The 11871-nt window shown below is 44.1% G+C and carries 11 protein-coding genes; 4 read left to right on the forward strand and 7 right to left on the reverse strand.

Annotated features, from left to right (window positions below; all coding sequences use genetic code 11):
- Positions 1-38 precede the first annotated feature (38 nt).
- Genes galE through msbA form a run of 3 tightly spaced genes read right to left on the reverse strand, consistent with a single transcriptional unit; the run spans position 39 to position 4288 of the window.
- Entirely contained in the window at positions 39-1049 is a 1011-nt protein-coding gene (gene galE / locus ICE93_RS00285) for a UDP-glucose 4-epimerase GalE (RefSeq protein ID WP_216184274.1), read from the reverse strand.
- Between the two features lie 11 nt (positions 1050-1060).
- A complete protein-coding gene (locus tag ICE93_RS00290; protein ID WP_216184277.1) occupies positions 1061-2512 on the reverse strand; it encodes an O-antigen ligase family protein in 1452 nt (483 codons plus the stop codon).
- A gap of 15 nt (positions 2513-2527) precedes the next feature.
- Positions 2528-4288 carry a lipid A export permease/ATP-binding protein MsbA gene (gene msbA, locus ICE93_RS00295; RefSeq protein WP_216184280.1) on the reverse strand — a complete coding sequence of 587 codons (1761 nt, stop codon included), beginning with the start codon at positions 4286-4288 and terminating at the stop codon, positions 2528-2530.
- 120 nt (positions 4289-4408) lie between these two features.
- On the opposite strand from msbA, the gene ICE93_RS00300 reads away from it, so the two are divergent.
- Positions 4409-5386 (forward strand): hypothetical protein, encoded by a 978-nt coding sequence (locus tag ICE93_RS00300; protein WP_216184283.1) that lies wholly within the window; start codon positions 4409-4411, stop codon positions 5384-5386.
- A 67-nt stretch (positions 5387-5453) separates the two neighbouring features.
- Positions 5454-6467, forward strand: a complete 1014-nt coding sequence (locus ICE93_RS00305; RefSeq protein ID WP_216184287.1) for a hypothetical protein — start codon at positions 5454-5456, stop codon at positions 6465-6467.
- Here ICE93_RS00305 and ICE93_RS00310 read toward each other — a convergent pair.
- From ICE93_RS00310 to ICE93_RS00320, 3 genes are all read right to left on the reverse strand, one after another.
- Positions 6454-7425, reverse strand: coding sequence for an NAD-dependent epimerase/dehydratase family protein (locus ICE93_RS00310; protein WP_216184290.1), 972 nt, complete (start codon positions 7423-7425; stop codon positions 6454-6456). The two genes, ICE93_RS00305 and ICE93_RS00310, sit on opposite strands and share 14 nt — an antisense overlap.
- Positions 7426-7455: 30 nt before the next feature.
- Complete coding sequence (gene gmd / locus ICE93_RS00315) at positions 7456-8583, reverse strand: GDP-mannose 4,6-dehydratase (RefSeq protein ID WP_216184293.1); 1128 nt, start codon at positions 8581-8583, stop codon at positions 7456-7458.
- Between the two features lie 71 nt (positions 8584-8654).
- The gene (locus ICE93_RS00320; protein WP_370624576.1) at positions 8655-10175 is read right to left on the reverse strand and encodes a mannose-1-phosphate guanylyltransferase/mannose-6-phosphate isomerase; all 1521 of its coding nucleotides are present in this window, start codon (positions 10173-10175) and stop codon (positions 8655-8657) included.
- Positions 10176-10264: 89 nt separating this feature from the next.
- Here ICE93_RS00320 and ICE93_RS00325 point away from each other — a divergent pair, with 89 nt between their 5' ends.
- Both ICE93_RS00325 and ICE93_RS00330 read left to right on the forward strand, forming a co-directional pair.
- Positions 10265-11047 (forward strand): DUF5672 family protein, encoded by a 783-nt coding sequence (locus tag ICE93_RS00325; protein WP_216184296.1) that lies wholly within the window; start codon positions 10265-10267, stop codon positions 11045-11047.
- A gap of 9 nt (positions 11048-11056) precedes the next feature.
- The gene (locus ICE93_RS00330) at positions 11057-11194 is read left to right on the forward strand and encodes a hypothetical protein (RefSeq protein ID WP_216184299.1); all 138 of its coding nucleotides are present in this window, start codon (positions 11057-11059) and stop codon (positions 11192-11194) included.
- Between the two features lie 105 nt (positions 11195-11299).
- On the opposite strand, the gene ICE93_RS00335 is transcribed toward ICE93_RS00330, so the two are convergent.
- Positions 11300-11839 (reverse strand): HPP family protein, encoded by a 540-nt coding sequence (locus ICE93_RS00335; RefSeq protein WP_216184302.1) that lies wholly within the window; start codon positions 11837-11839, stop codon positions 11300-11302.
- Between the last annotated feature and the right edge of the window lie 32 nt (positions 11840-11871).

Genomic DNA, 11871 nt, shown 5'->3' on the forward strand with positions numbered 1-11871 from the left:
CTATAGCTTATGAATGTACTTATTTAGCGTTATCAGTATTACCGCTCAGTTTTAACAGTGGTTTGTTGCCACTTCCAAGTACTCGCAGCGATCTCATCTAAGGATCGCTTAGCAGCCCAATTCAAAAGCGCCTTTGCACGCTCTGGCTGGGCATAGTAAACCGGTAAGTCACCAGTGCGTCTTGCAGCAAAAGCCTTCGGGATCTCTCGACCAATCACTTTCTCAAAAGCACCCACCAAGTCGAGTACGCTCACTGGAATACCCGTTCCCAAATTAATCGCATGCCAGCCGGGATGGTTTTCAAGGTAGGTCAAGGCAGCCATATGCCCTTCAGCCAAATCCATCACATGGATGTAATCACGCTCACCAGTGCCATCCTTTGTATCGTAGTCATTGCCAAAGACATTGAGCTTGGGCAAGTGGCCTGTAGCTACCCTGGCTACAAAGGGCATCAAGTTATTCGGAATGCCGGATGGATTTTCACCAATGAGCCCTGACTCATGCGCACCTACCGGATTGAAATAACGCAAACACGCTACCTTCCACTGCGGATCTGAAATCGATACATCATGCAAAATCTCTTCAACCTGCAGCTTAGTCCAACCATAAGGATTCATTGGCTTTGTTGGATGCTTTTCATCGTACGGTAAGTATTGAGGATCGCCATATACAGTTGCGCTAGAACTAAAGACAAAGGTTTTGATGCCCACTGCTTTCATTGCCTGAAGAACGCTGATGGAGCCTTGCACGTTATTAGCGTAATACTTCAGGGGATTTTCTACCGATTCTCCCACTGCCTTTAAGCCGGCAAAATGAATCACTGCTTCAATCTGATAATCCCGTAGCGCTTTTTCTACTGCAGCAGCATCAAGAACATCTGCCTCAACATAAGGAAGTGCTTTACCTAAAATCGACTGCAGTCTATCTAAAACGCTTTTTTGACTATTACAGAAATTATCCAAAATGACCACGTTGTGGCCAGCCTGCGACAGTACTACAGTAGTATGACTGCCGATATAACCTGCGCCACCAGTAAGCAATATATTCATTTAAGCATTTCCTAACTCTGCGCTAGATGTTTATCTAGTTTTTTGTTGTGCCCAAGATCCATAGTCATACCAGCTATAGCTACCACCATAAATACAGTTGCATTAATAAAGATCTCTGAGGAAAGCTCAGTGGTGATCATCAATAGGCCAATCGAACCAAGGCCCCATCGACCTAGATAGGACCATGGAGTAATCACCTTTTTACTGTTATGCCAGGCTAATAGCAAAGCGCCTAGCAGCAAAGCTAGACCAGGAATGCCATAGCCTAAAGCAAAATCCAGCCAACCACTATGAGTCATACTCAACCAAGAATCTGGCCATTTGGCTTTAGTGAGGTGGTCAAAAGATAAACTCATCAACCCATAGCCTTGTGGATTTTCGATGAGCAACTTAGTGCCCACAATACCCCAAGCCACTCTCTCGTAGTTTGATAAGTTCACGGCCTTGCCGTATTCATTCATTGGGTAACCCTTACCCAAATGGTTTTGATATTTCCAATGATCAAACTTCTCTAACTGCACTGCTACCTTGGCATCAGCCACCATCATTTTCCATTGCGGATGCTTGTGTACTGAAGCCGCTACCATCGCAGCTAATATCAAAGAAATTGCAAAGAGTGCTGCAATTTGTTTGCGTGAGCCACTGCGTAATACCGATCTTCCTGCGATCGCAATTGCAATCACAATCAAAATGCCTGCATAAATCATGCCATTACGCACCGCCTGCAGATAAAAGGCGCAAAGTACAGCAATCATTGATAAGAGAAATACGCCATATTTTTTGATGGTAAAAGTGTTTGTCAAAATCGCATTGGTAATCATGCCTAGCGCTACAGCGAATCCTGGCAAACAGAAGAAGACATACCAGGCCTTGGACATCCCAAAGCGACTGAGATGATAGTCTTCAGAAACCTCAAGGAATGGATTGAGTTCAATCTGATAATGCTTCGCCAAAATGGTCAGAGCATATTTAACGAAGAAAATAATGGTGGGCAGCATTAAACCCAAATACATGACCCCCCAACAAGACTGAGAGTTTTTGGATTGCTGGGTATCTGAGTAGACAACAGCACTACGCAGAGCCAAACCCAAACCTAGCGCAAACGGAAAGCATAAGATGATTCTTTTCCAGTAGCGGCTAAATTCTTGTAGCTGCAATTGCGGTTCAGCTCCGAGCCATAGCAGGTGTGCCGTAACCCATAAATATAAGAGCATAACCATGAGGACGGGTATGGCATTGACCTGCAGCACTGTAACGCCGCGCCTGAGCTCCAAAGCAATCACATACAAACCCAATAACCCTCCAAGCAGAAGGCAAGCATTTCTGACGAAGATCGTATTAGGCAACATCCATATGCCAAATAAAATGGCAAAGAGCCAACAAAGAGCAGCAATCAACATCGGCGGCAATGTCTCTGCCGTTGCCAGGACTGATTTGGTAGTTGATGAAAACGCTTTGATCATTTAAGACGATATTGATTAATTCTCTACAAACTGTAGTCGACGCAAGTGGGCATATAAGCTATCCCTAGCAATCAACTCTTGATGGGAACCGAGCTCTGCAATTCTTCCACAATCTAACACTGCAATTCGATTGGCATGCTCAATAGTAGATAGGCGGTGAGCAATCACAATGGTCGTTCTGCCAGCCATAAGACGATCTATAGCAGCCCGTACTTGACGCTCTGACTCAGAATCCAAAGCAGAAGTTGCTTCATCCAAGATCAGGATAGGGGCATTTTTATAAATTGCTCTTGCAATAGCCAGCCTTTGGCGCTGACCCCCAGAAAATTGATTGCCGTTGTCACCAATGACAGTATCGATGCCGTTTGGCAATTCCTGAATTAACTCTGCTAGGTTTGCAGCATCAAGCGCTTCCATCACCCTTTTCCGATCAATTTGATCGAGAGCAGAGCCATAGGCTACATTGACTGCAATTGAGTCATTAAACAAAATAATATCTTGGCCAACAAAAGAAATCTGTCTGCGCAGGTCTTTTAATCTTAAATTTTCTAGGCTGATGTTGTCTAAATAAATCTGTCCGGAACTTGGTCTAGAAAAACGGGGTAATAAATTTACCAAGGTAGTTTTACCGGCACCAGATGGTCCAACAAGCGCAATCACCTCACCAGGTGCAATCGTTAAATTAATAGACTGCAATGCAGCCCTGCGCTCACCTTCTTTTTCATAATGAAATGTGACATCCTCAAACTGAATTTTTCCTTTAGCCTTATCCAGAGCGACCTCTTGATCTTGCTTTTCTGGATCAGATTCAAGCTCCTGATCTAGCAGCATAAAGACCAACTCAGCAGCGGTAAAACCACGCTGCAAGGGTTGACCAATATCCGCCACGCGCTTGAGCGGAGAAATAATCAGCATCATGGCGGTAATAAAAGCAGCAAACTCACCTACGGTGGTGCCCTGGCTGGCTGACTGCATCAAGGCAATCACCAACACTATTGATAACGCAGATGAGGCAACAAGCTGGGTAAGAGGTTGATTTAACCCACCAGCAACAGCTAACTTCATCGTAAAGTGATAAAGCTTTTTTGCGCGTTCCATAAATCGGCGCATCTCATAGCTTTGACTACCATGTAATTTAACTAGCTTATGGCCTGCAGTAGACTCCTCAACCACGTATGACATGTCATTGGTAAAGTCCTGCTGTAAACGATTTAGCATGCGCAAACGCTTATTAATCTTATTGGAAATAAATGCCACGATAGGAAAAATACCCAACACAATTAATGTGAGGCTCCAGTTTAAATAAAGCAGGTATCCCAATAAACCTACAACGGTTAAAACGTCGCGTAAAAAATTAATTGCCAGGCCACCCATCACGTTCAAGGCATTGCCAACCTCAAAAACAACAGCATTAATGAGCTTGGAGGCTGTGCTATTGAGAAACAATTCAGCCTTTGCATACATTAATCTTGAAAACATTTGCTGGCGCAAAGTAAATAAAACGCTACTAGTAATTTTGGTGAGCAGATAATTAGAGGCAAATTGAGAAAGGCTTCTGACCATGGCCAACCCTACCAATAAAAATGGCACTACCCATAAGGTGCCATTTAACTTTCCTGTAAAACCGTCATCAAGCAAAGGCTTCATCAGGGCTGGCATGGACGTTTCTGATGCAGCTACGATGATCGTAGTCAATATGGCTAATGCGAAAAGCTTGTAGTGTGGCCGCAAATAACGCAGCAGGCGCAATAGAATTTGACGATCTTGATTATTCATATGATTTAAGTCGCCAAGCTCGATAGATTGGCATAATAGCTTGATTTTAATCGATAAATTGCACTAAATTAAGCTAAATACCCTCAGCAAGCAGTACCTTCAATAAAAATCAGACACCCCATGATCAATCAAGAACCCCAAGAAATATTTCTCATTCATCATGGGAACCAAGATTATCTGCAAATAGCAGCAAGATGCACTCAAAGTGCAGGTAATCACGTCATTTTGATCGGCAATGACGCTGAAACAGGCAAGCTTTGCACGGCGTATTACGATGATGCCCTGATTGATCTCCCCGAATATCGAGATTTTGAGGCGCAATATGTTCACCTCTCGTCGGCACCCATCGAGTTTGAGCTTTTATGCTTTAAACGCTATTTTTATCTTTATGCCATTGCAAAACAAAGGGGCTTAGATCATTTTTGGATGATCGACAGCGATGCGACCGTTTTGCAAAACCTGACAGCCATCACAAATGATTTCTTGTTACCTAATCATTATTGCGCAGGCATTTCGACTCCTCGCCAGTCAGCCTGTAACCAAGAGGGATTTTGGTGGGCCTGCTCACCACATACCTCTTTCTGGACAATGGCTGGTCTAGAGGACTTTTTGAGTTTTCTCAAAAATCTTTACAAAGGGGAAACCCGTCAACTTCTTGATCAAAAATATGAATGGCATTTGCAAAAAAATATGCCAGGCGGTATTTGCGATATGACCGCACTCTTTCTTTGGCAGAAAAGCAAAAGCAATGTTTACAACTTTGCCAAATCACATTTAGATGGCTTGCCGTTTTTTGATAACAACTTAAATGAAACTGGCAATGTTATTGATCACGAATTCGCAATGGTCCAGAACGTAATGCTGAAAAAAGTGACCCATCAAAACAAGATGCATTGGGTTCACAAATCAGAAGGTGAGCAGGCAATACCTGTAGCCGCCCTACATTTTCAAGGCAGGGCCAAAGCCTGTATGGCCACCTTTGAAAGGGCACAGCAACTCACCTATTGGACTTATGCTCCTCATGCGTTTTTGCAATACGCCACCAAAAGAAAGAATTCTCTTGTGCGAAAAATAAAAAAAGTAATTCCTATCTTCTAGATAAAATATTCAATAGTTATGACGTTATTGCAGTAAATCATTCATTTTTATAGGCCCAAATACCAATATGCTTCATCGACCACTCTATCGTTTTTTGGGTCACTTCTTACGCAAGCATGATCGCCGCAAAATTGCTACGAAGATTCTCATGGCATCTGACTTTGAATATGGAATTCAGAATGCAAGGCTAGTAAACAGCCGCTCGATCCTGTATTCATGCGATGTTCACCCTGATAATCCACAGTCCAGCATTCAAGATACCGCTTACTTAGATAGCATCCCAGGTAAGCTAAAAAATCTCTCCTTACAAGGCGCATCTAAACCACTTTCCATCTACATCCCTAGCGATGGACTCGTTTACTTCGCTCAGCAGATCCTCCCCAAGATTCATCAAGGCTTTGTATTGGTGAGCGGTGATAGCGATCTGCCGATTAACGCCAATAGTCTTGGTGACAGTCTGGATCGCCTCCTACAGAGTCCTCACTTACTCAGCTGGTTTGCGCAAAACAGGGACTGTGATCATCCAAAACTACACTCCCTACCAATCGGTATCAATCTTCACAATTTATGGTCCAACCCATTGGAATGGGGTGGTGGCTTCATTTTGCCGAGTATGCAAGAGCAGCAGCTACTCAATATTGCAGAAGGCGCACCAGAATTGTCGGCCCGTAAACATCAGATTTTTTGTAATTGGCATTTCTCAATAGATCGCGCAGATCGCAAAGACTGTTACGAAATCATTGATAAATCGGTCTGCTACTTTCAGCCGGAACCTAAGCCTATGGTTGATACCTGGGAGTTGCAATCACAATACCAATTTGTACTAAGTCCTCACGGTGCTGGTTTAGATTGCCATCGCACTTGGGAAGCGCTGCTACTAGGATGCATCGTCATCGTCAAAACTGCCAAACTAAATGACTTATTTAGCACCCTACCAGTCATTGCTGTGAATGATTGGCGAGAAATTACCCCTGCATTTTTAGATCAAGCAATCATCTCTATTAACCAGAAAAAGCTTGATGCAAAATCGCTGTATATGCCCTTTTGGAGAGCAAGACTAGAAAAGTCTATTGCTGAGTAATAAAGCCGGCATAGGCCTGACTCAAGCCACTTGGCAAATCTACTTTAGGCGACCAGCCTAATTGATTGAGTCGATCTGAGCTCATCCATTTACGCGGTGCTCCATCAGGCTTACTAGAGTCAAAACTAATATTGCCAGCATAACCCGTTGCCTTTGCTACGGCATGGGCTAATTCATTGATGGTGATGTCACTACCAAATCCCACATTAATATGACTTTGCATAGGCTGAGTTTGGCTGTCATAAGTCTTCTTATCCAAATCCATAACAAAGATTGAGGCAGCAGCCATGTCATCGACGTATAAAAATTCACGTCGTGGTGTGCCCGTTCCCCAAATGACTACCTCAGGTGCATTAGCTAGCTTAGCTTCATGAAAACGTCTAATTAATGCCGGAATCACGTGACTATTTTCTGGATGGTAGTTATCGCCCGGGCCATATAAATTGGTAGGCATTACAGAGCGATAGTCAACGCCATAGGATGCACCATATTGACGGTTATAGCTTTCACACATTTTGATGCCAGCAATTTTCGCAATTGCATAAGGCTCGTTTGTTGGCTCTAGCTTGCCAGTGAGGAGCGCATCCTCACTCATAGGCTGTGGCGCTAAGCGTGGGTAGATACAGCTTGATCCCAAGAACAGGAGTTTCTTCACACCATTTAGGAAAGCTTGATGGATCACATTGTTTTGCACCATCAGGTTGTCATAAATAAACTCAGCTGGAAAGGTGTTGTTCGCATGAATACCGCCAACCTTAGCAGCAGCTAAATAGACTTGATCCGGCTTTTCTGTTTCAAAAAACGTTTTTACTGCCTGCTGATTAGTTAAATCTAGTTCAGCGTGAGTGCGAGTAATGATGTTTTTATAACCCTTGGCCTGGAGGTTGCGCACAATGGCAGAACCCACCATGCCCCGATGGCCAGCTACGTATATTTTTTGATTTAAATCTGTTGGCACGTATTGATCTTCTTTTATTGAGTCTTCTTTTTAGTTTTCTTTACCAACCGCTACTGAGTAACCGTGCTTTTGCAATAAAGCGTGTTGCTTGGCCTGGTCTAGATCATTAGCCACCATCTCTACGATCATTTGATCAAGAGTGATTTCTGGAACCCAGCCCAACTTTTCTTTGGCTTTTGTTGGATCACCCAAGAGTGTTTCTACTTCAGTAGGACGGTAGTAGCGTGGATCAATTTGCACAACGACATCGCCCACTTTAAGTGCCGGAGCCTTATCGCCCTCAATCGAGGCAACGATGGCTTTTTCATTTTCAGCTGAACCTTCAAACTTCAAGGTGATACCCAATTGCTTGGCGCTACGAATAATAAATTCACGTACGGTAAACTGCACACCGGTTGCAATCACAAAATCTTCTGGCTTGTCTTGTTGGAGCATGAGCCACTGCATACGGACGTAGTCCCTTGCATGACCCCAGTCACGCAAAGCATCAATATTGCCCATGTACAAACACTTCTCTAGACCCTGAGCAATATTAGCCAGGCCACGAGTCACTTTACGAGTTACGAATGTCTCACCACGACGCTTAGATTCATGGTTAAACAAAATACCGTTACATGCATAAATGCCATAAGCTTCACGATAGTTCACAGTAATCCAGTAGGCATACATCTTGGCAACTGCGTATGGACTACGTGGGTAGAACGGCGTGGTTTCTTTTTGTGGAATCTCTTGCACCAAGCCATAAAGCTCCGAAGTAGATGCCTGATAAAAACGAGTCTTTTTCTCTAAACCCAAAATACGGATTGCCTCAAGCATGCGCAATGGACCAATCGCATCAACATCGGCGGTGTACTCTGGCGACTCAAATGACACAGCCACATGAGATTGCGCGCCCAAGTTATAGATTTCATCAGGTTGCGTTTGCTGAATGATGCGCACCAAGTTACTGGTATCAGTCAAGTCACCGTAATGCAAAACTAAGTCGGGATGATTGATGTGTGGGTCTTGATAAATATGATCAATACGGTCTGTATTGAAAGAAGAAGAGCGGCGCTTAATACCGTGAACGATATAGCCTTTTTCTAATAAGAACTCGGCTAAATAGGAACCATCTTGGCCAGTGATTCCAGTGATTAGGGCTACTTTTTGCTTGCTCATAATTAACTCTTCTTGGTTTATTTACTATATTTACTAATTGGTGTACTAAGGATTATTGATTACTGTAATAACTAACTTCTGCCGTAGGTATCTTCAAAACGCACAATATCGTCTTCGCCCAGATAACTACCGGATTGCACCTCAATGATTTCTAATGGGGTTTTACCGGGATTAGCCAAGCGATGCGTTTGTCCTTGCGGAATATACGTACTTTGATTTTCGTTTAGCAGCAGAACTTGATCGCCGTTGGTGATCTCCGCAGTACCTTTCACCACGATCCAGTGCTCAGCACGATGGTGATGCATCTGAAGCGATAAGCTAGCGCCTGGCTTGACCTGAATACGCTTAACCTTAAAGCGCTCACCCTCATCCACGCTGTCATACCAACCCCATGGACGTGAGACTTTGCGATGCAGATTTTTCTCTTCACGCTTTTGCGCTTCTAATTGCCCAACAATATTTTTGACGTCTTGGCTATTTTTTCGATCAGCCACTAAAACTGCATCAGCCGTTTCAACAATGATGAGATTCTCAACACCAACTGCGCTCACTAAACGACTACTTGCATGCACTAAAGAATTCTTCGAATTACTGACTAAAGTATCACCAGAAGTGACGTTGCCTTGTGCATCTTGCTTGCCCACTTGCCACACAGCATCCCACGCACCAAGATCATTCCAACCGGCATCTAGCTCAACCATCTTGATGGGGTAATGAGATCCCGGGCATTTTTCAATCACTGCATAGTCAATTGACTCACCTGGAATCGCCTTGAATAAGTCTTTTTCAGGACGAATAAATTCTGCTTCACCGGCAGCATCGGTTGCTTTAGCCTGCCAGGCTGTTTGGGTCGCCGCCAAAATATCAGGGCGATACTCTTTGAGCGCAGCCAACCAAACACTAGCTTTGAGCACAAACATGCCGCCATTCCAGAAGTAACCACCCTCTGCCAAGTATTGCTTTGCAGTAGCTTCGTTCGGCTTTTCTACAAAGCGCTCAACCGTATAAACATCTTCAGCGCTAGCCTGACTCTGCACTTTGATATAACCGTAACCCGTTTCTGGTGCACTCGGCGTAATACCCAAAATAGCAATCGCGCCAGTTTGCGCAAGCTCAATACTTTTCGCTAAAGCCTTAGTAAACGCAGCTGGGTTGGTGACTGTTTGATCTGCAGGTGTAACAACCAAAATAGGATCAGAAGAATCACCACTCATGCTTGTTTGATCTTGCGCATACAAAGCAGCCAAGGTGAGTGCTGGGGCTGTATTTCTGCCGATAGGCTCCAAAAGCAAAGCAGCTGAAAGTGCTGCATGCTGAGTCTTGAGTTCACGCAATTGATCGAGCGCTAAAAAACGGTGCTCCTCATTGGTGACAATGACTGTTTTACCAAGCGTGACATTCTTACTGCCCACCGCATGAATTCTGCTGATTGCTTGCTGAAAGAGGCTTTGATTTGAGCCGTCACCAGACAGGACCAAAAATTGCTTAGGAAAGCCTGCTCTTGATAATGGCCAGAGACGAGTGCCCGAACCGCCACACAAAATGACGGGAATTATTTGGGACGATGAAGAGCCTGGCGTAATATTACTCACTGATTATGTTTTTTAACAAAATAACTGACATTGTAAGGCCCAAAACCCGTGTGGCTGTCCCAATTTAAGTGTTTTTACACCCTTTAAACATGCCCACCCCCTCCCCCCAGCGTTACGTCACTACTGTGCCGGTTTATAAACCGCAGCTTTCCCTATCTGACACACGCTCGCTGCTTCAATTGCACTTATTGGGCGTTGAAAACGTTACCCTGGTATGCCCAGAAGGTTTGGACCTCAATGGGTACCTAAACCTATGGCCAGATCTTAAGGTCCAGAGATATGCCCCCCAGCACTTTGTCAGCGTGCATAGTTATAACGATTTAGTCATTAGCTCCGCTTTTTACGCTCCCTTCGTCGATCAATACGACTATTTACTCATTGCCCAACTAGACACTTTTTTGCTCAGCAACCAAATTAGGGGGTTTTGCAACCAAGGCTATGACTACTATGGCGCCCCGTGGATTAAAGGCTTCCCACAATATCGGTTTTTATTCAATCGCTGGCCCATTCAGATCAATACCAAGCGCTTTTATGTGGGCAATGGTGGTCTTTCCTTGCGCAATATTGCGAAGACCCTGGATTTGCTGGCACGCAAAGAAGGTCATATCAGCAAAACATTCTTCATGGAAGATGCCTTTTTTGGCTACTGGGGCTCAATAGACCCCCATTTTCAGGCCTGCCCGCCCCTTCTGGCCGCTAAGTTCGCCCTAGAAATGGAGCCTGCCTACTGGATGGAGCAAACTGGGGTATTACCCATGGGGCTTCATGGCTTTGAAGTCTGGCACAAAGATTTTTATAATTCATTACTACAAGAGAGCTTTTTAAAGCTCCAGGAAACGTACCCCCAATTACAAAATCACCATAAAACTTAAGGAGACAAAATGACTGCACCAAAAATCAATGTTCGTAATTCAGTAATTGAATGTGCCCAATCACTTAAAAAAGAAAATGCGGGTAAATATCACAATTACGGCATTAAAGACTGCATAGCCTCAATCGCAGCAACCAAAGTTAAATAAACTGCATTTATTGATATTTACATACAAATCAAGGAAAATAGGTCTAATTAATCTACATTTAAAGACAATTAAGTCTTTTTAGATTATTTAGACCTACTCATTAAGTCAACTTGGTCTATTGGGATAGGCTTTTCCAGTCAAATTGCTGTAGATAGCCCCCGCCACAACCAACAATACCGAATCAATGAATACGGGAAAGAATGCATAGCGGTAATGCAGCACATGGCCTAGTACCGCAATCATTGCAACCGCAGCAGCCGGTGGATGCAAACACCGCAAAATAAACATTCCCAGAATAGATAGCGAAGCAGCCAGCGGGAGCGCTAGCAAGGGCGCTGAAACCCAGTGGGCGCATGTAATTCCAACCAAAGCAGACAAGGTATTGCCCGCAATCACGGCCCAGGGTTGCGCCATTGGACTGCCTGGCAATGCAAAGACTAGCAAAGCGCTAGCCCCTAAAGATGCCATCAACCACTCATCAATTGCATTGAGCTCCCCCAGAACTTTGGCGACGGTAAGTACCAAGGCAAGACCAATAAAAGCCCCCATTACCGAACGCAAACGTTCTAGCCAATTGACTGCCGGCTGATCGCCGCCCAGATAAAAGGAAAAGCGTTTGACCAGGGATTTAAAGGAATGTTTCATGCAAACTTAAAAGTCGGTTTCAAAGCCAAATA

The sequence above is a fragment of the Polynucleobacter sp. MWH-HuK1 genome, assembly GCF_018881815.1.
Taxonomy (GTDB): Bacteria; Pseudomonadota; Gammaproteobacteria; order Burkholderiales; family Burkholderiaceae; genus Polynucleobacter.

What these genes read in the sequence shown, in the direction of transcription:
- galE (WP_216184274.1), bottom strand. Translation starts at nt 1,049, where the DNA reads ATGAATATATTGCTTACTGGTGGCGCAGGTTATATCGGCAGTCATACT.
- ICE93_RS00325 (WP_216184296.1), top strand. Translation starts at nt 10,265, where the DNA reads ATGCCCACCCCCTCCCCCCAGCGTTACGTCACTACTGTGCCGGTTTAT.
- ICE93_RS00300 (WP_216184283.1), top strand. Translation starts at nt 4,409, where the DNA reads ATGATCAATCAAGAACCCCAAGAAATATTTCTCATTCATCATGGGAAC.
- msbA (WP_216184280.1), bottom strand. Translation starts at nt 4,288, where the DNA reads ATGAATAATCAAGATCGTCAAATTCTATTGCGCCTGCTGCGTTATTTG.
- ICE93_RS00330 (WP_216184299.1), top strand. Translation starts at nt 11,057, where the DNA reads ATGACTGCACCAAAAATCAATGTTCGTAATTCAGTAATTGAATGTGCC.
- gmd (WP_216184293.1), bottom strand. Translation starts at nt 8,583, where the DNA reads ATGAGCAAGCAAAAAGTAGCCCTAATCACTGGAATCACTGGCCAAGAT.
- ICE93_RS00290 (WP_216184277.1), bottom strand. Translation starts at nt 2,512, where the DNA reads ATGATCAAAGCGTTTTCATCAACTACCAAATCAGTCCTGGCAACGGCA.
- ICE93_RS00335 (WP_216184302.1), bottom strand. Translation starts at nt 11,839, where the DNA reads ATGAAACATTCCTTTAAATCCCTGGTCAAACGCTTTTCCTTTTATCTG.
- ICE93_RS00305 (WP_216184287.1), top strand. Translation starts at nt 5,454, where the DNA reads ATGCTTCATCGACCACTCTATCGTTTTTTGGGTCACTTCTTACGCAAG.